We start from the raw sequence: 21,893 nt of genomic DNA on the forward strand, positions 1-21,893 counted from the left end.
TGCAGGGAGTTGACATTATTTATGGTAAATATTACCATAAATAAAAGAAGCATCTTGTAAGGAAGCTCTTGCATGACAACTTTGCCAGATTTGGACTATGTATATAAACAGCAAAGCCAGCAGAACGAGGAACTAAACCTTTCTGCCGATGACTACAGCTTGCTGACCGACCTTTACCAGTTAACAATGGCAGCTTGTTACACAGGCGAAGGTATAGAACAACGACGGGCAAGCTTTGAATTGTCTGTCAGACGATTGCCAGAGGGTTTTGGTTATTTGATTGCAATGGGGCTAACGCAAGCATTGGAATATTTAGCCAAAATCCGCTTTAGTTCCGCGCAAATTGCGGCATTACAAGCAACCGGAATTTTTGCTCATGCTGGCGATCGCTTTTGGTCACTTTTAGCTGAGGGAAAGTTCACGGGTGATGTTTGGGCAGTACCAGAAGGGACGGCTGTGTTTGCCAATCAACCACTGTTGCGGGTGGAAGCACCTCTTTGGCAAGCCCAACTAGTGGAAACTTACCTTTTAAATACGATTAATTACCAGACTTTGATTGCCACAAAAGCAGCCCGGTTGCGGGATGTCGCGGGGGAAAAAGCAACACTTTTAGAATTTGGTACAAGAAGGGCATTTAGTCCCCAAGGGTCTTTGTGGGCGGCAAGGGCGGCGTTGGCGGGTGGGTTAGATTCCACTTCCAATGTGTTAGCGGCGCTACAACTGGGACAAAATCCAAGTGGTACGATGGCACACGCCTTAGTGATGGCGTTGTCAGCAATAGAAGGCACTGAAGAACAAGCTTTTAGTGCATTTCATCGGTATTTTCCGGGTGCGCCATTACTAATTGATACTTACGATACCATTGCTGCTGCCCAGCGCTTAGCCGAAAAAGTAAATTCCGGGGAAATGCAATTAACAGGAGTGAGATTGGACTCAGGAGATTTAGTTACCTTATCAAAACAGGTGCGATCGCTCCTTCCCGGTGTGCCAATTTTTGCTAGTGGCGACTTGGATGAGTGGGAAATTGCCAGATTGAGGGCAGCTGGGGCGCAAATTGATGGTTACGGGCTGGGAACGCGACTAGTTACAGGTTCGCCCGTAAACGGAGTCTATAAACTTGTAGACATTGATGGCATCCCAGTGATGAAGCAGTCTAGTGGTAAAGTTACTTATCCAGGGCGCAAGCAGATTTTTCGCTCGTTTACGGGAGGTAAGGTAAAAGCAGACAGATTGGGACTCTTAGGTGAAATTCCTCAAGAAGAAGAACCTTTGTTGCAGTTAGTAGTGCAAGAAGGTCAACGGGTGCAGTCGTTAGAGTCTTTGGCAACAATTCGTCAACGTACCGCAGCCTCAGTTGCTAGTTTGCCACAAGAAACACGACGTTTGGATCGTCCTGTAGGGGTGCAGGTGGAAATTTCTACCGCACTGCAACAGTTGACAGAGGAAACTAAGAAACGAACCGCATACCCCTTCGGGGAAGCAAGCTACGCGCAGCGTCTCGTAGAGAAGGACGCAAAGTAAGATGATGAAAATTGCTTTGTTTGGAACGAGTGCCGATCCACCAACTGCGGGACATCAAAAAATTCTGAGTTGGTTGTCTGAGCGTTATGATTGGGTAGCAGTTTGGGCAGCGGATAATCCGTTTAAGTCTCATCAAACACCCTTAGAACATCGGGCGGCAATGTTGCGACTGTTGATTGCGGATATAGACGCGCCACGGCATAATATTGCTTTGGAACAAGAATTGAGTAGCTTCAGAACGCTGGAAACAGTGGAAAAAGCCAAGCTTGCTTGGGGTGAAGACGCTGAATTAACGATGATCATTGGTTCAGATTTACTGAGTCAGCTACCACGTTGGTATCGCATTGAAGATTTGTTACAGCAAGTGCAACTACTGATTGTACCGCGACCCGGATATGCAATAGATGAATCTAGTTCAGAGGTAGTGCAAAAGCTGGGAGGGAAAATTGCGATCGCTAGTCTGACCGGTCTAGATGTTTCCTCAACAGCGTACCGCGAACATGGAGATCCCCAAGCCCTCACAGCCCCTGTAGTTGCCTATATTAATCGAGAGCATTTGTACGAATGCCAGGACGTTCACCAAAAAAGATACCAACTCCGTTAAACCAACAACCTTTGGCCGATTTCAAGGTTGGTGTTGATAATGTAATTTTTTCTGTAGATACTGTACAAAATCGGCTGTTAGTTCTACTCGTAATGCGACAGCAAGAACCATTTTTAAATCATTGGAGTCTTCCCGGTACTTTGGTACGTCCAGGAGAGTCTTTAGAAGATGCCGCTTATCGCATTATGGCAGAGAAAATTAAGGTCAACAATCTCTATTTAGAACAACTGTATACATTTGGCGGGCCGAATCGCGATCCACGGGAAGCAACTGATAGTTATGGTGTGCGTTATTTATCAGTTAGTTACTTTGCTCTAGTGCGATTTGAAGAAGCCGAATTGATTGCCGATCGCATGACTGGCATCGCTTGGTATCCGGTAAAACAAGTGCCGCAATTAGCTTTTGACCATAACGAAATTCTGGCTTATGGACATAGGCGGTTACGAAATAAATTAGAGTATAGCCCAGTGGCTTTTGAAGTCTTGCCAGAAATGTTCACCTTGAATGATTTATATCAGTTATACGCCACAGTTTTAGGTGATAACTTTTCCGATTATTCTAATTTTCGAGCGCGTCTACTCAAGTTAGGTTTTTTATGCGATACCGGAATTAAGGTATCACGAGGTGCTGGTCGTCCAGCTAGTTTGTATAAGTTTGACGCCGAAGCTTTTGCTCCCTTAAAAGATAAACCCTTGGTGTTTATTTAATGCACTGTTACGTTGAGTTTAAGGTTCAAAGTCAAAGCAATTAATTTAACTCTTTACCTTAAACTCCTAACTCCTAACTCCTAACTCCTAACTAAAATGAAGATTGCGATCGCTCAAATTAATCCGACAATCGGTGATTTGCTTTTAAATGCCCAAAAAATCCTGGAGGCGTCACAACGAGCAGCATCTAGCGGTGCGCGTTTGTTGTTGACACCAGAACTTTCTTTGTGCGGCTATCCACCAAGAGATTTATTACTAAATCCTAGCTTTGTGGAAGCAATGGGCATCACTTTACAAAACTTGGCTCAGGATTTACCACCAAATTTAGCTGTGTTAGTAGGAACTGTTGAACCGAATATCCAAGCACATATTAGTGGTGGTAAAAGTTTATTTAACAGCATAGCTTTGTTAGAAAATGGCCAGGTTAAGCAAGTTTTTCACAAGCGACTTTTGCCTACTTACGATGTCTTTGATGAACGTCGCTATTTTGAAGAAGGCTTGCAAGCTAATTATTTCACTCTCGATGATATCCATATTGGCGTAACTATTTGCGAAGATTTATGGAACGATGAGGAATTTTGGGGCAAACGTAGTTATACAGTGAATCCGATTGCTGACTTAGCAATTTTGGGTGTAGATTTGATTGTAAATTTGTCTGCTTCCCCCTACACGGCTGGCAAGCAGCAGTTCCGCGAAACTATGCTCAAGTATAGTGCAGTACGTTTTCAACAACCGTTTATTTATGCTAATCAGGTTGGGGGAAATGACGATCTAGTTTTTGATGGGCGTAGTTTTGCCTTAAATCGTCAAGGTGAAATTATGTGTCGCGCTCGTGGTTTTGACACTGATTTATTAGTAGTAGAATTTGATGAAACACAGCGTGATTTGCAGTTGGGTTCTGTAGCACCTGTGTATGAATCGGAAGATGAAGAAATTTGGCAAGCGTTAGTTTTGGGAGTACGAGATTACGCCCGCAAGTGTCGTTTTTCTAAAGTAGTGTTGGGTTTAAGTGGCGGGATTGACTCGGCAATAGTAGCTGCGATCGCAACTGCTGCACTTGGTAAAGAAAATGTCCTCGGTGTTCTCATGCCTTCCCCTTATAGTTCGGAGCATTCCATTAGTGATGCTGTGGCATTAGCCGAAAATTTGGGGATTAAGACTAATCTTTTACCAATTGGCGAGTTAATGCAAGGCTTCGATCGAACTTTAAGTGATTTGTTTGCGGGTACTGAGTTTGGACTGGCTGAAGAGAATATCCAATCTCGGATTCGCGGTAATTTATTAATGGCGATCGCTAATAAATTTGGCTATCTGCTTTTATCTACTGGTAACAAGTCAGAAATGGCAGTTGGTTACTGTACTCTCTACGGCGATATGAATGGCGGGTTAGCAGTGATTGCAGATGTTCCTAAAACCCGTGTGTATTCACTTTGCCATTGGTTAAATCGCACTAATGAAATCATCCCGCAAAACGTCTTGACTAAAGCACCCAGCGCCGAACTCAAACCAGGACAAGTGGATCAAGACTCTCTACCGCCTTACGAAATTTTGGACGATATTTTGCAACGCCTGATTCACAACCACCAATCAGCAGCGCAAATTGTTGCAGCCGGTCACGATTCAGTAATTGTAGATAGAGTAATCCAAATGGTGGCACGGGCTGAATTTAAACGGCGACAAGCACCCCCCGGATTGAAAATCACCGATCGCGCCTTCGGAACTGGTTGGCGAATGCCAATTGCTAGTAACTGGGTTGGTGTCAAAAAGGCTTACCCGGCTAAAACTAAAGCTACGCCTAACCTTAGTTTGTTGTGATGGACAAGATGCTCATCCGCAAATCAAGTAATTAGCCCTGTTTTGCCACTCTTGGAAAACAATAATCTCAGCAAGATTCTGAAGCTTTGATTCAATCAAGCTTTGAGCCTTTGTTTTCTAACAGTAACTAAAATTTATAACCACAAACTTAAAACTAAAGCTCCGAAAGGCTTTCAGCGATAGGCTTCTCCCAAACTGACAAAACAGGGTTATAACGGATGGCTTTTTAAGGGGGGTTAGGGGGGATCGAGGTTTCAGATTTTCAATGCGTAAGTCCTGGTTTATTAAAAACTTCTAAAATCTGTCTGCAAATCTGTTTGAGCTTATCCTCGATTTCATCAGAAGGCGAAGATGCGCCGACAACACTCCAGTTTTCTACCGTAGAAAGTCGCCACGCTTCGCCGCGATGATCGAATCCAGCCACCTCGACACCGATCGCACGGCGGGAATTATTGATGGGATCTTGATAAAATCGGATTTGAATTAAAATACTACGACTTCGCCAAGATTTGCTAATACCAGGAAAGTGAAAGCCAATATCTATAGAATCTGGATCGACTAATTCCCTAGTTTCCGGGTCATTTTTCCAGGGTTTTAGATCAGATTTGGCATCAGGAAACTCGAATTTGAACAAATTAACTACCGTGGCAATGTTGCTGGCGAGTTCAAGGTTCGTTGCCTGTTCAGCTGCGTTCACTAAAAAACACTCCTATATCGCATCGGCATCTTCGGGGATGTGAAGACAGAAAAACCGCCAGAAGGCTTATACGGACTGGTGTTTCAGCTTATCAAGACCTTGGAGATTTAGCAACTCTAAATCATACTTCCCTAACAATTTTCGCTACTAACAGAAGCCAAAAATCGCTTCTTGTTGGGACTGCCTAACACCTATTAAGTAATTGTACTTAAAAATTCCTCAAAAGCAGACGGAACTCTGCTCTTTGGAGAAAATATCAAGATTTTCTGCAAAATCCTTGGCTGACAAGAACGATTGACTGCGCTAGCGATCTAAAATGACACTGTGAATTGGTAAACCAAAAGCAATTAAGTTCAATATATGGTGCGTCAACGCTCGATTTTTTCATTTTTCCTAGTACTATTGGCCACATTCCTGATTAGTTGTGGCGGCCCTGGTGTTGCGGTGGCACCTCCGACTTACACAGCAGTACAACTTGAAAAAATTCAGGCTTATGTTCCTGAAATTCAGGCTGTACGCGATCGCTCAGAAGAATTGACAACTCTGATTAAAAAAGGTGATTGGATCAATGTGCGTAACTTTATACATGGCCCGATAACAGAAGCAAAGCTGAATCTGACTTATGTCACTCCCAACCTTCTACCCAAAGACCAACCCACAGCACGTCAAATAACGCGAGATTTTTTTAAAGACCTGGTTAAACTCGATAAAGCTACTAGTGCTGGCAATCCTTTAGTTGCCTTGAACCAATCCCAGGCTGCTTTCGCAGACATTGACAAATTCCTCGACCTGCTTCCGAAAACAGAAAAGAGTTAGGAGTTAAGAGTTAAGAGTTAGGAGTTAGGAGTTAAGAATTTTTAACTTCTCACTTCTAACTTCTAACTCCTCACTAAAGCAAAAGTCATGAATGTAGTTATTATCGGTTGTGGTGTAGTAGGAGCTGCGATCGCTTACGAACTGAGTCTAGTAAAAGGGCTGAAAATCACAGTTTGCGATCGCCAACCACCAGCACAAGCTTCCACGGGCGCTGCACTTGGCGTTTTGATGGGCGTAATCAGCCAAAAAATCAAGGGCAAAGCTTGGCAGATGCGACAAACTAGCATCCAACGCTATGAAACTTTGATTCCTGAACTAGAAGCTTTAACAGGTCGCAAAATCCCTTTTAATCGTCAGGGAATTCTCATGCTTTTGTCTGATTCTTCCCTAGAGGGAATGTCAGCATGGGAAAAACTAGTAGAAATTCGCCACTCTCAAGGGTGGGATTTAAAAATTTGGGATACTGCTAAACTCCAGAATATCTGTCCTCAAGTTGACCAAGAAAAAATTACTAACGCTATCTATTCTCCCCAAGATCGCCAGATCGATCCAACTGCCCTCACGTTAGCTTTAGTTGAGGCTGCCCAACAAAATGGTGTAACTTTCAAATTTGGCGTGACTGTTTTGGATGCCCCAACCTCAACACCTGAATTTTGCAATCAACTTGAGACTACAGAAGGAAAAATAACCGCAGATTGGTTTGTAATTGCAGCAGGATTAGGTTCAACACCGCTAACAGCAAAATTAAATCAGATAATTGATATCCGCCCCGTACTTGGGCAAGCGTTGCAAATGCGTGTGGGGCATCCATTAGGTAATCCCGATTTCCAGCCAGCGATAACGGGTAATGATGTCCATATTGTTCCTGTGGGCGGGGGAGATTATTGGATAGGCGCAACAGTGGAATTTCCTAGCAATGGCGATGAGATACCGCCAAATCAAGAACTGCTGGAATCTATTAGAGAACAAGCGATCGCATTTTGTCCAGAACTAGCCACAGCAAGCATTCTTCGCACTTGGTCAGGGTTACGTCCCCGCCCTGAAGGACGCCCAGCCCCAGTTATTGGTAAGTTGCCAGGGTTTAGTAACATTCTCCTAGCTACCGGACACTATCGCAACGGCGTTTTACTAGCACCCGCTACAGCTTATGCGATTCGTGAGATGATTATTTCTCAGGGAATGGGGAGTGGGGAATCGGGAAGAAGCAAGGGAGCAGGGGGCAGGGGGCAAGGGGGAGAATAAAAAATTAAAATTACCTCTCTTTCCCCTCTGCTCCCTGCTCCCTGCCCCTCTGCCTCTTCCCAATGCCCAATATAGGAAAATAGCGTGTCAATAACAGAACATAAAATTAATGTAGATTCACTGGAATGGTTTTATCGGGAATCTTTACCAATCGGCAGAAGTGACTTAGCGCCTGTGTTGTTGCTACACGGCTTAGTTTCACAAAGTTATAGTTGGCGTCATATTATACCTGCATTGGCGAATCAGGGGACAAGAGCGATCGCTCCCGATTGGATTGGTTACGGCTTTTCTGCTAAACCAGAAAAACGAGATTTTGCTTACACTCCCGATGCTTTTATCACAGCTTTAGAAGGATTTATTAAAGCGCTAGAACTTGAACATTTTTCTTTAGTTGTCCAAGGTTTTTTAGGTTCCGTAGGACTACAATATGCCTTGCGTCATCCAGAACAAATTGCTAATTTAGCTATCTTAAATACACCAATTTCAACTGCTGCTAAATTACCTTGGAAAATTAAACAAATGGGTTTACCTTTAGCAGGTGAAGTCATGACCCAAGACCCCTTATTAGTCGATCGGACACTAGAAGGCGGAAGCCGTTATCGCATAGAAGATAAGGATTTAGATGTTTATCGAAAACCATTTTTGAAAAGTTCTTCGTCTGGTCGAAGTCTCTTAGCAAGTATTCGCAATTTACAGCTTGATTCAGCTATGACAGAAATACAAACTGGCTTTAAAGAATGGCAACAACCAATTCTGATTCAATGGGGTATGATTGACCCTTGGCTACCTCTAGACATTGCCGAAACCTTTACCAATTCCGTACCAAATACTGAATTAATAAAACTTAATAACGTCGGACATTATCCTCAAGAACACTACCACGAGGCGATTTTGGAAGACCTTTTACCCTTTGTGCGTCGTAAAGATGCTCATTGACAATATAGCTCTGGCAAAAATCGATATTATAAAAATGAATGTCAGGATTCAGGGTCAGAATCAATTAGTAGAGGGCGCAAAATCGTCACTGTAGTCCACTAAATGGAAGATTGAGTGGCAGAATTAAAATGTTGTTTCTTGTTAAAACTCATCCTTTAACGGGTGGAATATTCTGAATTCAGAATTCTGGCTCCTGACTACTTTTTATTACCATTACAAGTAAAGGAGATTATGATTCATGGCTTATTCATGGTTTAAAGCTTTTCATATTGTCGGATTTGTAGTTTGGTTCGCTGGTTTGTTCTACTTAGTACGTCTTTTTATCTATCACGTTGAAGCGAACGTTGAACCTGAACCAGCACAAACAATACTGAAAAATCAGTATCAAATTATGGAAAAGCGCCTTTACTATATCATCACTAACCCAGGAATGTATGTGACGATCGCAATGGCCATCGGTTTAGTAAGCACTGAACCAGATATTTTAAAAGAGGGATGGTTGCATATCAAACTGCTGTTTGTGGCTATTTTAATTGGCTATCATCATTACTGCGCTCGGCTGATGAAGAAATTAGCAGTAGATGAATGTCGCTGGAGTGGTCAGCAATTACGTGCTCTAAATGAAGCGCCTACAGTTATGTTAGTAGCGATCGTGTTGCTGGCTGTGTTTAAAAATAATCTACCTACAGATATAGCTGCTTGGGCTATTTTCGCCATGATTATTTTGATGGCAGTCACTATTCAACTTTACGCCAAAAAACGCAGGCAAGATAAAGAGAAATTGACGGCACAAATAGGGCAACCACAAGAACAAAGTTAGACAAAGTAAGGTAGCACAACTGTGCTACCTTACTAAACCTAGCATCACAACAATAAATGCTACCAATTAACCATTAACTCATCCTGGAAACTTTTACAGTAAATCATCCCCAGGAATTACGGTAGTGTAGAAAACATATTTGCGATTAGCGACATAACGTCGGTCTTGTTTAATAATTGCCATAAACTCTCTATGTCCCTCACGGCTACGTCCCACTAAACAACCTGCACTAGCAAGACGAATATCATTCTGGGGAAAATCAAAGCCGTAATGTTGATTCACATAAAAATTATCACCTGTATCAAGTTTGTCACCAGTCCGTTTAAAATCTTTATTGAAATCTCTACAAACAGTTATATCTCCAACTTGCACTAACGCTTCGTGAGGCTCGGCTGTGCCATGAGTACCAACAGCCCAAGCTTTGTATTGTCCAAACTGAATCCTCGCTGCTCCTTTGGAATTCATGGGTTTATAAGTGTAGTACTTCCCTGGTTCTGTAGTAGCTTCCCAGTGATCTACGATTTTGGGAACACCATTTACTACTTCAATGACAATCCGCCGATCGTTAAATTGATTGGGTGTATCACTGTTGAGAGTCCAGTCTCCATTGATACCCTCTACATAAACAATGTTATATTCTTTGGGATTGGTAAATACCTGATAACCTTTGGCTAGCATATATTTCACAATCTTACTAGCGATGTCATTGCCTAGTTTTAAGGGGGGTTTAGGAAGATCGTCTATTTTGGTTTCAATTAGTTTCTTGGCTGTGACTGCTCCTAAAAAGCCACTCTCTTCAGTCTTTATTAATTCTTGAAACTTTTTGAGAGATATCACAGAAACAGGGCCAAATTTCCCATCGGCTGGGGGTTCTAGCAAACCTAAGCCAATTAACAATATCTGAATCTGACGAGCCAAGTCTGCGTCATCAGCGATCGCCTCAAATCCCCATTTCTCATCTTTTCCCAAGAAATCTTGTAGTTTCATTATGCACCTGCTTTCATTTATTGAGTTCTAAGTATAAACATCATTTTAAAAATTGATGTCGTCTAAAACTATACTCTAAGCTGAAATATGATGTCATCTGGAGTCTGCCATGTCTACGATGACGCACATTGCCTCAATGCAATACTTCATACAGGCTACATTATTAATTAGCTCAATTGGGTTCTATATCGAAGCTCTGGCGATCGCACAACAACGGTTGGGGGCAAATCATCCCAATACAATAACCATTCGTAAGAATCTGGAAGGCTTGCAGCGGAATCGTCACCCTTGATTCAGGAGAATAGTTGCTTTTGTCTCCCGTTGGTTTCAGTAATTTAGGTAATCTGCACCGACTGCATTACCCGTCTGGGATTCAAATCCTAGTCTAATAAGTAGGCAACATAATTAATTACACAATATCATTGCAAATACAGTGAAGCAAAATAATGCGATCGCAACGCCTAGAACTACTTCTCTAAGATATGCTTTGGGAATGGTGCGATCGTAATAACTGTAAATTTTTTTTTGTTTATCTGCTAAATGAGTATTTGAACTCCGTTAACGAGGCTTTTAGCTCCATTAATGAGTATTTTATGTTGCTGTTAACTTCATGTTTAATTACCTCGATTGATTGTGTAAGTTAATCAAATGAATTTACTTTAAGGCGGGCAAGATGCCCACCCCACAAAATTGGATAAGGCTTACCAGTTACCTACAGATTGAGCAGTAGCACCGAGCATTGATGGATCAATTGAAATGCCTAACCCTTCAGCTACACGACGACCATAAGAAACATCTGCCCGGAAGAAGTGGCAAAGTTGGCGCATTTGGATATCTTCTCTAGCTTGAGACAGACTACCGACAATATTTTTAGCAAGACGCTCTTGCTGTTCAGGAGTTAGTAACCGATAGAGATCACCTGCTTGGGTATAATCGTCGTTTCCTTCACGATGATTGTAACGATCGACTGTGACATCACCCAAATGGTTAGGTGGCTCTGCATAAGCTGGATTTTCTTTGGGCGTACCCTCAGCACTATTCGGTTCATAGTTAGGAACGCTACCGTAGTTGTTCCCCGGTGCCATAAAGCCATCTCGCTGATAATGCATCACTGGACATTTGGGCTGGTTAACGGGTAGTTGCTGATAGTTACCACCCAAGCGATAGCGTTGAGCATCTGGGTAAGAAAAAATTCGAGCTTGCAGCATTTTGTCTGGAGAGAAGCTAACGCCCGGAACCACTGCACTAGGGCTAAAAGCGGCTTGCTCTACTTCGGCGAAATAATTCTCTGGGTTACGATTTAACTCTAATATCCCGACTTCAATTAAAGGATATTCTGAGTGCTTCCAAACTTTGGTTAAGTCAAAAGGATTGTCAGGATGTTTTTGGGCTTGCTCCTCGGTCATCACCTGAATACACATCCGCCATTTGGGATAATCTTTGTTAGCGATCGCTTCAAACAGATCGTGAGTAGCATGATCGGGATCTTCGCCCTTAATCTTAGCTGATTCTTCCTCAGTTAAGGTTTGATGCCCTTGCAGCGTCTTAAAGTGAAATTTACACCAAACGCGATCGCCTTCAGCATTAATTAAACTGAAGGTGTGGCTACCAAAACCGTCCATGTGTCGATGGGTTTTGGGAATTCCCCGATCTGAAAAGAGGATCGTCACCTGGTGAAGCGATTCTGGACTGAGTGACCAAAAATCCCATTTTGCATTCTGGTCTTTGCAATTGGTTTGGGGATTGCGCTTTTGGGTATGGATAAAATCAGGAAACTTGAGGGGGTCGCGGATGAAGAAAATAGGGGTATTGTTACCTACAAGATCCCAGTTACCCTCCTCAGTATAAAACTTGAGGGAAAAACCTCTAGGGTCGCGCTCGGCATCTGCTGAACCCTTTTCTCCGCCAACTGTCGAAAAGCGCAAGAGAACTTCCGTTTTCTTGCCAATTTCAGAAAAAAGTTTGGCTTTACTGTAGCGGGTAATGTCATTGGTAATAGTCAAAGTACCATGAGCAGCCGCACCTTTAGCGTGAACAACTCTTTCAGGAATACGTTCTCTGTTGAAATGAGCCAGCTTTTCTATGAGGTGGAAATCCTGCATTAATACAGGGCCACGCGCTCCAGCTGTGAGTGAGTTCTGATTATCGCTAACTGGAATACCGTCAGCAGTTGTCAAGTTTTGGGGTTCAGTCATGGGTTAAGAAGCTCTCCATGTAAGTTAACTCAGATTGCCCACAGTACATTTTAGTCAGTAGATGGATACCTACTGATAGAACAATCTAATTCATAGTCATAACGAGTTTATATAAAAATCATACTCGATATGATTATGAATTACCATAAATTTTTTTGTATTTTGGTAAGATGCAGAGGCGATATATCTTTTCTATACTGCCTTTCAGGTATTTAAATGTTTGAGAATCAACGAGCAAACATCTGTCGCCTCAATTTGATGTTCATCAACTAGGTGAGTTTGATGAGTGATAAATAGAGGCCCTTCATCTGGAGAAGTGGTGATATTACCGTGAGAGCCACGCACCAGGGAAGCATCCAAAGGAATTACATCCATTAAGTAGCGAAAACCTAGTTGTTTCTTAAGTAACTTGAGAGCAATTTTTCCTTGAGGAAATTTTATTTGCGGATCGAGGAAAAGCTCTACAGGATCGTAACCAGGTTTGCGGTGGATATCTACAGTTCTAGCAAAATCAGGGGCTTTGGCATCATCTAGCCAATAATAATAGGTAAACCAAGCGTCAGATTGAGCGATCGCTACCAACTCACCCGATCTAGGATGATCGAGATGGTAGGCTTGTTTACCCTCTTCATCCAATACTTGCGCTACGCCTTCAGTCGCTTCTAAAAGCGATCGCACTTTCGGGATATACGCCGGATCATTCACATATACATGAGCAATTTGATGATCGGCAACAGCAAAGGCAATGCTAGCACCAAAATCGAGTAGTTCTCGCCCCAATTCCTCCCGCACAGCAATTAAACCATTTTCCCGTAATACGCGGTTTAAATCCACAGCTTTAGAAACTGGCGTAATGCCATACTCAGAAAGAATAATTACCTGAGTATTGCGTGCTTCAAAATATTTAATTAAATCCCCACAAACAGCATCAATTTCTCGTAAATCTGCTTGAATCTCTGTTTGATTGTTACCAAATTTTTGCAGACAGTAATCTAAATGTGGTAGATAAACTAGTGATAATGTCGGGCTGTAACGTTCCTCAATCCATTTTGCGGAATTGGCAATCCATTGACTAGAACTAATGGAAGTTTTAGGCCCCCAGAAATCGAACAGAGGGAAGTTTCCTAAATCAGATTGAATTTGCGATCGCACATCACTAGGATGTGTATAAATATCAGGTAATTTTCTCCCATCTGCGGGATACATCGGACGCGGCGTAATCGCATAATCTGCTGTAGAGTACATATTGTACCACCAAAAAAGGTTGGCACAAGTGAAATTTGGATCGATTGATTTAGCGATTTCCCAAACTTTGGGAGCTTGTACTAGCTTATTAGATTGTCGCCAAAACTTCACTTCACATTCATCGCGGAAGTACCAACCATTAGCGACAATACCATGTTCATTAGGCAACTTTCCGGTTAAATAAGTAGCTTGAACTGAACAAGTTACAGCAGGTAACACTTTTTTGATAGGAAGCACTTGCCCTTTAGCCGCCCAAGAAGATAAAAACGGCGTGTTTTCTCCTAGTAAACTGGGCGTTAATCCCACGACATTTAGAACAACTGTTTTCCGCATAGACTTAATCCTCTCTTATACCAATTTGAAAAAATAACTAGAAATGCACCATAATGCATCTCTACAGATTTAAACTCAAAAATCTAGTTTCAATCTTAATTAATTACGAATTACGAATTCTTTTAATACCCACTCATACTCACGCTGAATAGAAGTCGCTAAATCTATCTTCATTTCTGATGGCAATACATCCCAAGTATAAGTTTCAATTTCTAAATGTGAGCAAGCATTATTTGTCTGAAGTAGGTTTAAAACAGTCGCGATGTCATCTTGGGTAGACTGCAAAATTTGATAATCATGAATAAAAATTGGCACATGAAAGTGAGTGCGCCATTCTTCAGCTAGAGATTGTTCTAAATGTGGTAATGCAGCTATTAAGTCAGGATAGTGATGAAGTGTACCATCGCTGCGACGTTCTATTACTTGGTGAAGATAAGTAGATTCTGCAAAGGGGCGTAAGCGTTCAACTATTAAGCTACGCTTTTCAAGATCAGCAGGTATTTTTACTTGAATTGCTGCACTGATTTGAATTTTGCCAATCTTAATTCCTGCCGATTGCAAACGTGCAAATACAGATTGCGGTTCCTCATATTCAACTGAAAAATGGCAGGTGTCATAGCAAACCCGAACGTGTTCTAGCAATTTAGTTTCTGCTAAATGCTGCTCAATATTTAAGTTTTCTGATAAATAATTACCGCCAATGGGCAATAAGCAATTTTGATAAAAATCAATTACTTCTGAGGTATTTTCAATTAATCCATCAGGCTCAGGTTCTAAATCAAGATGTAGTATCTTACCTGTTGTTTCGTGGATGCGAATCATTTCTGCAACAACTGATGCTATGTTCAAACAACTCTTTTTCAGAACCGTTTCAAAAGTTGTTTGGTCTTTTACCCACCAAGGCTTATAGGATAATGGTAGTGTAGAAATTCCACCATCAAGTCCTTGGGGTAATAGACTAGCTAAAATATGTGCCAAGTTTAATGTATAATTAACGCGTTCTTGTGTAGACCAATCTGGTGCATAAACTTGATCTTTTACCACCTGTCGATGAAATCCGCCATACGGGAATCCGTTTAAGGTGAAAACATATAAATCTTGTTGAGTCAGCCAAGCTTGAAATTGAGCTAAATTATTACTTTCTAAAAGTTGTTTTGCAGCTACATCTGATAACCTTAAGCCAATACCAAAAGGTTCTGTAGGTGATAAACGTGACTTGAGTTCGGGAATATAGTTTTCTAAATTGGCGAAAACCTCTAGCCAACTTTCACCAGGATGAATATTGCTGCAATAAGTTAAGTGAAAATTATTGTTTTTTGTAATTTTCATTTTCTCGCTTTATCCCTTGTATATGTAATCTGTTTTCTTTGGCTTAAACTATTTCACAAAATACTTGCCATATATTCATGGATAAGGTCGCAGATTTATCATTGGTGTCAACTTAAGCCAAAAATAGCGTACTGATTAGGTGTTGTTCACCCGCCAGGGAATATAATTAAGAGACTAATTGCTCAAGTCTACTCAAGTAGACTAAAAATTTTCGCGCTCTTTAGTCCTCTTCAGAGGACTTTAGCTATGAGACAGGGATTTACAATCCCTGGCGGACGTGAGGTTTCGCGTTAAGTTGACACCAATGCACATTTATACGCCCCTACAGCCGATTAATGGTATTACTGGGTGTGTACATTAAACTTCAAGTAACAGCAAATACTTTTGCTAACTTCATTGAAATTGGTAGCAAGATTAGAACTAATAAACCGTAATACAACCCAGCAAAACCAGATGCAACGGTTGCATCTAAAACTATTAGAGATAAAACGCCTATTTTCACGGCATTGCGGATGTTTTCGGCTATCGGTTCCCGCGCAGCTTTGATAAAGTTAGGTAAGATTCTGATAGCTAATAAAATAGCAAACGGTAGTGCTGCGATCGCAGTGTACCCTTCTAATAATCCTAAAGCTAAAACTGCCGTCAAAACTATTGCAATTAGCAGTAATGCGAGTACTCCTGTAATCTTCTTACCTCCATGAACTTCACCCTGACTAATTGCGGTGATCGCAGCAATGTAAAGAACAGGAATTAGCGCTAAATACCAACGTTCCCAAACTATTGCAGGTACTGCACTTACACCTAATAATAAGTTACTGCCACGACACAAACCCATATTTAAAGGGCCAAAAAAAGGATGATGTTTGGCAAGTGAATCATATAAAAGGGATGAAAGAGCAATAAATATAGCGATCGCAGTACTCAACCAGGATACTTGAAAAGCAGCTATAATCCCGATGGCAAATAGTGTACTCCCCAATAAAGTAGCATTTTGACGAGATACGCGTCCACTAGGAATTGCTCTATTTGGTCGCTCTTTTGCATCTAAGTCTGCATCGAAAACATCATTAAAAACTATACCGCCGCCATATAAGCCAGTGGTAGCCAATAACAACCAAGCTAATGGAATTAGTATGGAAAAACTTGCTTCTCCATTCATTAATTGAACAAAAATAATCCCAGAACCAGAAGCAGCAAAACCTAGAAGAATATCCGCCCAAGCAGTAACAATATTAGCAGGACGCATCAATTCCAGATAACCCCGCCAGCTTTGAAAGTTTAAGCTTGCAACATTCACTTATCTGCCTCCGTGCCTATTAATTTCTCAAAACAAACCCGCATATTACAGATGAATAACCGAGAGACTCCATGAGTTACATTGACAACGCAAAGATGAAAATCTATCTTGCAATGCCCAATCCCCAATTCCCAATGCCCCCTTATAATTTTCTACTCAATCAACACAAAATCTGAAACTGATTTGATTCCTGGTTCTTGTCCCCGTAGCACAGAATTACCACTGAACAACTGACGCTGATCAACAGATTGGGGATTGAGCCAGTCTGAAGCTTTCATCTGCCCAGTTTGACTGTAAGCAGCAAGGGCATTTTCATAACAAACTGCTCGTACATGTTCTTCAGGAATGCCCCGATCTAACATCAACTGAGCCGTTTTCGGGACTGCCAAAGGATCGCTGATACCCCAATCAGCACTACTATCTACAATGATGCGACGAACGTTATCACGTCCCGCTACGCTATCGCATCCATACTTACGGACAACTTCTACCATCCTGGCGTTACCCATCTTCGTCTGTGGGTAAATCGTGAAAGCTGCCCAAAAACCTCGTCCTAATACTTCTTCAACGGTTTCTTCGTTATTGTGATCGATAACTACTTGTGAAGGATCTAAACCATATTCAATACAGCGATCCATACTCTTACTAGCACCTTCCTTTTTATTGCGGTGAGGAGTATGAATTAGTACTAACATATCGAGTTCTTTAGCTAATGCCAACTGTTGACAAAAGTACTTATCTTCTGCTTCTGTCATATCGTCATAGCCAATTTCACCAATGGCAACAACACCTTCTTTACAGGCATAAAGTGGTAGCAGTTCCATAACTTCAGCTGCTAGCGCTTCATTGTTAGCTTCTTTGGGATTTAGGCCGATTGTGCAGTAGTGTTGGATGCCAAACTGACTAGCACGAAACCGTTCCCAACCCACAAGACTACTGAAATAGTCTTTAAAGGAGCCAGCATTCGTTCGGGGTTGTCCTAACCAAAAGGCTGGTTCAATAACGGCGACAATTCCATATTCCCGCATTACTAAGTAATCGTAAGTAGTACGGGAACACATGTGAATGTGAGGATCGATAAACATCATGGTTTTAATGGTTGGGCATTGGGATTAGGGGAAAGGTGACAGGTGACAGGGAATAGGGAATAATCTGTAACCTATTCCCTTCTTCATTTGTGAACTGACAAGCGTTAGCATAGCTCGCACTTCGACAAAGCTCAGTGACCACCGCAGGAATCGCGGCTAAAACTGCTCCAAGTCAGATTACCTTGTTGAATGGATGACTGTAAATCTGGGTAATGAGAAAGTAATGCTTGCGCTTGGGGTAAAGGAGACTCAGCACAAGCTAAGGCTGCTGCTTCTTGATCGTGTATATCCCCATTAGCCAATACTTTTTCCAAATCTGTGATGATGGCGCTATCCGCAAACCGCCCTACAGGTCGCCAAAGTTCTGGCGTAACTGAGCGTTTAGCTGCCCAACGTTCATGGGCATAGTCTGCCAACATCCTCGCCAATTCTGGGTTAGCACGCCGATCTAAACCCCAAATTAGATGCAACGGACTGCCGACAAACACAGCCTTCAGCACCATCTGATTCCAAGCAGCATTATCTAAGTAATTTGCTGGATAAGGGTTACGTAGTGCTATGGCTTGGAATACATTACTCATATTGCTGCGGATTCCCTCAGCAGTACGGTGGCGATGTAACTCTGGATGTGGTATAAGCGGCAAACTTTGATAAAGGGCAACTAACTCCCCCATATCGGCAGTGGAGAAGACTCGATCGAGCGATCGCACATAGCCCTCAGCATTATCGTGGGGCAAAGCTAAAAGCAAGAGTGTCCGACCTGCTTGATCTACACTCCAATTACCAGGATACCAGCCGGGAATCAGATCCTCTGCTGCTTCCAAGTCTTGAAATGTTAGCTGCAAATCCTGTTTACCTAGATAACGCGGCACAGCACTAAAAGCCGTAAAAAACACTCGTTCAGCAGCGCCGCTAGCAATCTGTGCCTGCTTCTGTTCCAACCAAGTAAAAGCTTTCTCTGAAACAGACTTTAACAGCCAGTGATGCAGTAATTTGTTTACTTTACTCATGATAAATTCAGGATAAGTTGCCCAACTTCTTTGTGACAACCAAGTATAAAATATAGCATTAAACTTGATATTTTGGGTTTGAAGCAGTGAGATAATATCTTACTGTGATCGTAACTTCATTGAATCTATAAAAATCTCATGATTTTAAATAAGATACTGTAAAGATACCATTTTGATTAGATAAATCATAAAATTATCTTACGGAAAAAAATTAGAATTTTATGTAATAATGATCTCTATTACTAACCTCAGATATCAAACACAGACATTAATATAAATTGTAAATTCATGTTAATTTGAACTTTATCTGTTAGGCAAAGACACTTCAAAAGTATGATTAGTTTATTGAATAGATTTACCTAGTAATTCATTTCAAAATCGAATTAGATAATGGATTAGTTTTGTCTATATTGCTGTTAACTTTAATTGCAATATTGTATATATTGACAGGTACTTAGAAAGTAATAATATTCAAATGGCTATTCAACAAAAAAGCGCTCTTAATCTACAACCAATTAACCAATGTGTCCGTGTTACCTTCAATTATGATGTTCACTTCACTAGAGGTCTGTTTCAGTTAGATAATCCTTTACTTGCACAAGCGATCGCCGCAGATGGGGAGACAACCCCAAAACAAGTACTAGCGGTGGTAGATGCAGGATTTTTACAATATCAAGATGGGCTATTAAAAAAATTATCAGCTTATGCCCAATGTTATGAAGATATATTAACACTGAGTGGTGAACCGATAGTAGTTCCAGGTGGAGAAGCAGTCAAGAACGATTCTAGATTTATAGAGCAAATTCATCAGCGGATCAATGCAGCTGGATTGTGCCGTCACTCCTACGTTTTAGCAATTGGAGGTGGAGCCGTCCTAGACATGGCAGGATACGCAGCAACAACGGCTCACCGAGGAATTCGGCTCTTACGAGTACCAACAACAGTATTAGGGCAAAATGATTCGGGTGTAGGAGTCAAAAACGGAATCAATGCCTTTGGTAAGAAAAACTTTTTGGGTACATTCATGCCACCTTATGCTGTCTTGAATGACTTTGATTTTCTTACTAGCCTCGACGATCGAGATTGGCGATCGGGTATTGCAGAAGCGGTAAAAGTAGCGCTGATTAAAGATGCAGATTTCTTCGATTTCATTATGACTAATGCCGATAAATTGGCTAATCGAGACATGGACATAATGGAAAGGTTAATCTATCGTTGCTCTCAGTTGCACTTAGAGCATATTGCTGGTAGCGGCGATCCCTTTGAAATGGGTTCATCGCGTCCTTTGGATTTTGGACATTGGGCTGCTCACAAACTAGAGCATTTAACTAATTACAGCCTACGTCACGGTGAAGCTGTTGCGATCGGCATCGCTTTAGATACAACCTATTCATATTTAACAGGGCAACTCTTGCAATCAGAGTGGCAAAGGGTTCTAACTACACTCAAAAAATTAGGCTTTACTTTGTACGTATCGGCATTAACAGAGCAATTAGATCAACTAGACCATCCGCATTGTCTGTTTAGGGGGCTTACAGAATTCCGCGAACATTTGGGAGGAAAATTGACAATTACCCTTCTACAAGGAATCGGAGAGGGAATAGAAGTTAACCAGGCGGATTTGTCTTTGTATAGAGATGCTATTTTTATGCTGCAAGATTGGGAACTTTTGCATTAATTTTCCCTTGGATGCAATCAGCAGAAGCGATGTTTAGCAACAAGCCCAGAGGTGGAGAGTAAGATTTTCTTCACCTTTGCCCAATAGCGATTATTTTATGCAAATATACTGCTTAATTTTTAAAGCGATCGCAACTTCGTGCTTCTAAATTGCAAAATACTTTTTAGTTCCTCTTCTTCGTCGTTGATAACGTGGTAAATTTCTCAACTTTTCTACTAAATTAAAATTATCGTGAGTTAAAAAAGTTATGATGTCTTCGCTTCCCGTCAACGACGCTCAAAAGAATTTGCAAGAGATCATCGACCAAGTTGCAGAGCAGGGGAAACCTGTGATCATTCGAGGCGATCGCGGTAATGCGATTCTGCTTGCAGAAAAAGATTGGTCTGCAATTCAAGAGACTCTTTACTTATTATCTGTCCCTGGAATGCGAGAATCTATAAAAGAAGGACTAGCAACCCCGATCCAAGAATGTGATGAGGAGTTGGATTGGTGAGTCAGCAAGCTTCTGAGGAGCCACTTGCAAACCCCGAAGCCGCGAGTTGGAGGTTGATTTACACAAGATAAGCGCAAAAAGACGCGAAGAAATTAGCTTCTAGTAACTTAAAGGAAAAGGCCGAAGAATTACTCGCAGTCCTTAAAGAAAATCCTTTTGAAAATCCTCCACCTTATGAAAAGCTGGTTGGTGACTTATTAGGTGCTTATTCTCGGAGGATAAATATACAGCATCGGTTGGTATATCAGGTCATCGAATCCGAGCAAGTAGCCAAAATAATTCGTATGTGGACGCATTACGAGTAAGTTATCTCCTCAACCCCCCTTGGTGTTCACAATGAAAACCTCGATGCTCCCAAGCTTGCATATCTACATCAGTAAGTTTTGTGACATTTGAGCATTGCGGTTGAATAATTTGACTTAAAATCGCCCACAATAAGCTGCGCGTTATATCTAATCCAGTTTTAGTCCAAGATTCCCGATTACCAGGAACACCCAATTCTTGAACAATTTCTGGCTCTACCCAAATACCATGAGCGCCCAAAAGAATCTGTGCCATCCATTTAGCTCTGGGTAAATGACTGGGCGAGGTAATCAACATGACTTTATGCACTCCCCAACGGCGCAGAATTGGAATACCATAATAAAAATTTTCAAAGGTAGAATTCGCGCAGTTTTCTAACCAAACGTTTTGTAACTCTGCTAATTCCGCCTCAAAAATTAACCGTATACAGGGATCTGGGGAACCATGAGAAATTAAAATTGGGGTTTGTGGGTATTGTTTTGCTAGTTGGGCAACATAAGTTTCTCGACGAATACTGCCACCTAGCACAAAGAAGGCATCTATCGGCTGCGAAGAAGCAAAAACTAAGGTTATAGTAGTGAAAATCAGCCAAACACCCAGGACAACATACAATCCACCACTGAGTTTTTGTAACAATTGCCACAGATTAGCAGATTTTTTTTTAATAGAAATTAATGATTTGTTGGTAAATTTGCGTTTCATGACTTAAGTAAGAAAAACTGATTTTATTGCTGTATAACAGTACTGCAATTCAGTGAGCAAAGTGCTATCTTATAA

20 protein-coding genes and 1 pseudogene are annotated in these 21,893 nt (G+C 41.5%); 12 read left to right on the plus strand and 9 right to left on the minus strand.

The features are described from left to right. Positions 1–72 precede the first annotated feature (72 nt). The 4 genes from RMX69_RS19065 to RMX69_RS19080 all read left to right on the plus strand — a co-directional run bounded on the left by RMX69_RS19065 (position 73) and on the right by RMX69_RS19080 (position 4,647). A complete protein-coding gene (locus RMX69_RS19065) occupies positions 73–1,521 on the plus strand; it encodes a nicotinate phosphoribosyltransferase (protein WP_322638393.1) in 1,449 nt (482 codons plus the stop codon). A gap of 4 nt (positions 1,522–1,525) precedes the next feature. Beyond that, on the plus strand, positions 1,526–2,125 hold the full coding sequence (locus RMX69_RS19070; protein ID WP_322638436.1) for a nicotinate-nucleotide adenylyltransferase: 600 nt from the start codon (positions 1,526–1,528) through the stop codon (positions 2,123–2,125). Beyond that, positions 2,086–2,832 carry an NUDIX hydrolase gene (locus RMX69_RS19075; protein ID WP_163929288.1) on the plus strand — a complete coding sequence of 249 codons (747 nt, stop codon included), beginning with the start codon at positions 2,086–2,088 and terminating at the stop codon, positions 2,830–2,832. Before RMX69_RS19070 ends, RMX69_RS19075 begins: the two co-directional genes overlap by 40 nt. A 96-nt stretch (positions 2,833–2,928) precedes the next feature. Continuing rightward, positions 2,929–4,647 (plus strand): NAD+ synthase, encoded by a 1,719-nt coding sequence (locus RMX69_RS19080; protein WP_322638394.1) that lies wholly within the window; start codon positions 2,929–2,931, stop codon positions 4,645–4,647. A gap of 262 nt (positions 4,648–4,909) precedes the next feature. Here RMX69_RS19080 and RMX69_RS19085 read toward each other — a convergent pair whose 3' ends face one another. Further along, positions 4,910–5,344 carry a hypothetical protein gene (locus tag RMX69_RS19085; protein WP_289798019.1) on the minus strand — a complete coding sequence of 145 codons (435 nt, stop codon included), beginning with the start codon at positions 5,342–5,344 and terminating at the stop codon, positions 4,910–4,912. Positions 5,345–5,704: 360 nt separating this feature from the next. On the opposite strand from RMX69_RS19085, the gene psbQ reads away from it, so the two are divergent. From psbQ to hemJ, 4 genes are all read left to right on the plus strand, one after another. Then, on the plus strand, positions 5,705–6,160 hold the full coding sequence (psbQ, locus tag RMX69_RS19090; protein ID WP_289798018.1) for a photosystem II protein PsbQ: 456 nt from the start codon (positions 5,705–5,707) through the stop codon (positions 6,158–6,160). Positions 6,161–6,247: 87 nt separating this feature from the next. Further along, on the plus strand, positions 6,248–7,402 hold the full coding sequence (locus RMX69_RS19095) for an NAD(P)/FAD-dependent oxidoreductase (protein WP_289798016.1): 1,155 nt from the start codon (positions 6,248–6,250) through the stop codon (positions 7,400–7,402). A gap of 84 nt (positions 7,403–7,486) precedes the next feature. Next, positions 7,487–8,338 (plus strand): alpha/beta fold hydrolase, encoded by an 852-nt coding sequence (locus tag RMX69_RS19100; RefSeq protein WP_289798015.1) that lies wholly within the window; start codon positions 7,487–7,489, stop codon positions 8,336–8,338. A gap of 238 nt (positions 8,339–8,576) precedes the next feature. After that, the gene (gene hemJ / locus RMX69_RS19105; RefSeq protein ID WP_289798014.1) at positions 8,577–9,158 is read left to right on the plus strand and encodes a protoporphyrinogen oxidase HemJ; all 582 of its coding nucleotides are present in this window, start codon (positions 8,577–8,579) and stop codon (positions 9,156–9,158) included. 93 nt (positions 9,159–9,251) lie between these two features. On the opposite strand, the gene RMX69_RS19110 is transcribed toward hemJ, so the two are convergent. Beyond that, positions 9,252–10,145, minus strand: coding sequence for a peptidoglycan-binding protein (locus tag RMX69_RS19110; RefSeq protein WP_289798012.1), 894 nt, complete (start codon positions 10,143–10,145; stop codon positions 9,252–9,254). A gap of 109 nt (positions 10,146–10,254) precedes the next feature. On the opposite strand from RMX69_RS19110, the gene RMX69_RS19115 reads away from it, so the two are divergent. Continuing rightward, positions 10,255–10,437, plus strand: a complete 183-nt coding sequence (locus RMX69_RS19115) for a hypothetical protein (RefSeq protein ID WP_322638395.1) — start codon at positions 10,255–10,257, stop codon at positions 10,435–10,437. A gap of 409 nt (positions 10,438–10,846) precedes the next feature. On the opposite strand, the gene RMX69_RS19120 is transcribed toward RMX69_RS19115, so the two are convergent. The 6 genes from RMX69_RS19120 to RMX69_RS19145 all read right to left on the minus strand — a co-directional run bounded on the left by RMX69_RS19120 (position 10,847) and on the right by RMX69_RS19145 (position 18,642). After that, the gene (locus tag RMX69_RS19120) at positions 10,847–12,340 is read right to left on the minus strand and encodes a catalase (RefSeq protein WP_289798010.1); all 1,494 of its coding nucleotides are present in this window, start codon (positions 12,338–12,340) and stop codon (positions 10,847–10,849) included. Between the two features lie 204 nt (positions 12,341–12,544). Next, complete coding sequence (locus RMX69_RS19125; protein WP_322638396.1) at positions 12,545–13,918, minus strand: alkaline phosphatase family protein; 1,374 nt, start codon at positions 13,916–13,918, stop codon at positions 12,545–12,547. 99 nt (positions 13,919–14,017) lie between these two features. Continuing rightward, positions 14,018–15,247, minus strand: coding sequence for a metabolite traffic protein EboE (gene eboE / locus RMX69_RS19130; protein WP_322638397.1), 1,230 nt, complete (start codon positions 15,245–15,247; stop codon positions 14,018–14,020). A 364-nt stretch (positions 15,248–15,611) separates the two neighbouring features. Next, positions 15,612–16,544 carry a UbiA-like protein EboC gene (eboC, locus tag RMX69_RS19135; RefSeq protein WP_322638398.1) on the minus strand — a complete coding sequence of 311 codons (933 nt, stop codon included), beginning with the start codon at positions 16,542–16,544 and terminating at the stop codon, positions 15,612–15,614. Positions 16,545–16,696: 152 nt separating this feature from the next. Then, positions 16,697–17,632, minus strand: coding sequence for a TatD family hydrolase (locus RMX69_RS19140; RefSeq protein ID WP_289798007.1), 936 nt, complete (start codon positions 17,630–17,632; stop codon positions 16,697–16,699). 131 nt (positions 17,633–17,763) lie between these two features. Further along, positions 17,764–18,642, minus strand: coding sequence for an EboA family metabolite traffic protein (locus RMX69_RS19145; RefSeq protein ID WP_322638399.1), 879 nt, complete (start codon positions 18,640–18,642; stop codon positions 17,764–17,766). 475 nt (positions 18,643–19,117) lie between these two features. Here RMX69_RS19145 and RMX69_RS19150 point away from each other — a divergent pair, with 475 nt between their 5' ends. From RMX69_RS19150 to RMX69_RS19160, 3 genes and pseudogenes are all read left to right on the plus strand, one after another. Next, positions 19,118–20,320 carry a 3-dehydroquinate synthase gene (locus RMX69_RS19150; RefSeq protein ID WP_289798005.1) on the plus strand — a complete coding sequence of 401 codons (1,203 nt, stop codon included), beginning with the start codon at positions 19,118–19,120 and terminating at the stop codon, positions 20,318–20,320. 250 nt (positions 20,321–20,570) lie between these two features. Continuing rightward, on the plus strand, positions 20,571–20,813 hold the full coding sequence (locus tag RMX69_RS19155) for a type II toxin-antitoxin system Phd/YefM family antitoxin (RefSeq protein ID WP_289800048.1): 243 nt from the start codon (positions 20,571–20,573) through the stop codon (positions 20,811–20,813). Positions 20,814–20,896: 83 nt separating this feature from the next. Next, a pseudogene (locus RMX69_RS19160) lies at positions 20,897–21,118 on the plus strand (Txe/YoeB family addiction module toxin); the annotation flags it as partial. Between the two features lies 1 nt (position 21,119). Here the strand turns inward: RMX69_RS19160 and RMX69_RS19165 are convergent. Further along, positions 21,120–21,818 carry a YdcF family protein gene (locus tag RMX69_RS19165; RefSeq protein ID WP_322638401.1) on the minus strand — a complete coding sequence of 233 codons (699 nt, stop codon included), beginning with the start codon at positions 21,816–21,818 and terminating at the stop codon, positions 21,120–21,122. Between the last annotated feature and the right edge of the window lie 75 nt (positions 21,819–21,893).

The sequence above is a fragment of the Nostoc sp. EspVER01 genome (genome assembly GCF_034530635.1).
Lineage (GTDB): Bacteria > Cyanobacteriota > Cyanobacteriia > Cyanobacteriales > Nostocaceae > Nostoc.

Excerpts from the sequence above, each read along its gene's own strand:
- RMX69_RS19065 (WP_322638393.1), top strand. The coding sequence starts at position 73 with ATGACAACTTTGCCAGATTTGGACTATGTATATAAACAGCAAAGCCAG.
- RMX69_RS19070 (WP_322638436.1), top strand. The coding sequence starts at position 1,526 with ATGAAAATTGCTTTGTTTGGAACGAGTGCCGATCCACCAACTGCGGGA.
- RMX69_RS19075 (WP_163929288.1), top strand. The coding sequence starts at position 2,086 with ATGCCAGGACGTTCACCAAAAAAGATACCAACTCCGTTAAACCAACAA.
- RMX69_RS19080 (WP_322638394.1), top strand. The coding sequence starts at position 2,929 with ATGAAGATTGCGATCGCTCAAATTAATCCGACAATCGGTGATTTGCTT.
- psbQ (WP_289798018.1), top strand. The coding sequence starts at position 5,705 with ATGGTGCGTCAACGCTCGATTTTTTCATTTTTCCTAGTACTATTGGCC.
- RMX69_RS19095 (WP_289798016.1), top strand. The coding sequence starts at position 6,248 with ATGAATGTAGTTATTATCGGTTGTGGTGTAGTAGGAGCTGCGATCGCT.
- hemJ (WP_289798014.1), top strand. The coding sequence starts at position 8,577 with ATGGCTTATTCATGGTTTAAAGCTTTTCATATTGTCGGATTTGTAGTT.
- RMX69_RS19110 (WP_289798012.1), bottom strand. The coding sequence starts at position 10,145 with ATGAAACTACAAGATTTCTTGGGAAAAGATGAGAAATGGGGATTTGAG.
- RMX69_RS19115 (WP_322638395.1), top strand. The coding sequence starts at position 10,255 with ATGTCTACGATGACGCACATTGCCTCAATGCAATACTTCATACAGGCT.
- RMX69_RS19120 (WP_289798010.1), bottom strand. The coding sequence starts at position 12,340 with ATGACTGAACCCCAAAACTTGACAACTGCTGACGGTATTCCAGTTAGC.
- RMX69_RS19125 (WP_322638396.1), bottom strand. The coding sequence starts at position 13,918 with ATGCGGAAAACAGTTGTTCTAAATGTCGTGGGATTAACGCCCAGTTTA.
- eboE (WP_322638397.1), bottom strand. The coding sequence starts at position 15,247 with ATGAAAATTACAAAAAACAATAATTTTCACTTAACTTATTGCAGCAAT.
- RMX69_RS19140 (WP_289798007.1), bottom strand. The coding sequence starts at position 17,632 with ATGATGTTTATCGATCCTCACATTCACATGTGTTCCCGTACTACTTAC.
- RMX69_RS19145 (WP_322638399.1), bottom strand. The coding sequence starts at position 18,642 with ATGAGTAAAGTAAACAAATTACTGCATCACTGGCTGTTAAAGTCTGTT.
- RMX69_RS19150 (WP_289798005.1), top strand. The coding sequence starts at position 19,118 with ATGGCTATTCAACAAAAAAGCGCTCTTAATCTACAACCAATTAACCAA.
- RMX69_RS19155 (WP_289800048.1), top strand. The coding sequence starts at position 20,571 with ATGTCTTCGCTTCCCGTCAACGACGCTCAAAAGAATTTGCAAGAGATC.
- RMX69_RS19165 (WP_322638401.1), bottom strand. The coding sequence starts at position 21,818 with ATGAAACGCAAATTTACCAACAAATCATTAATTTCTATTAAAAAAAAA.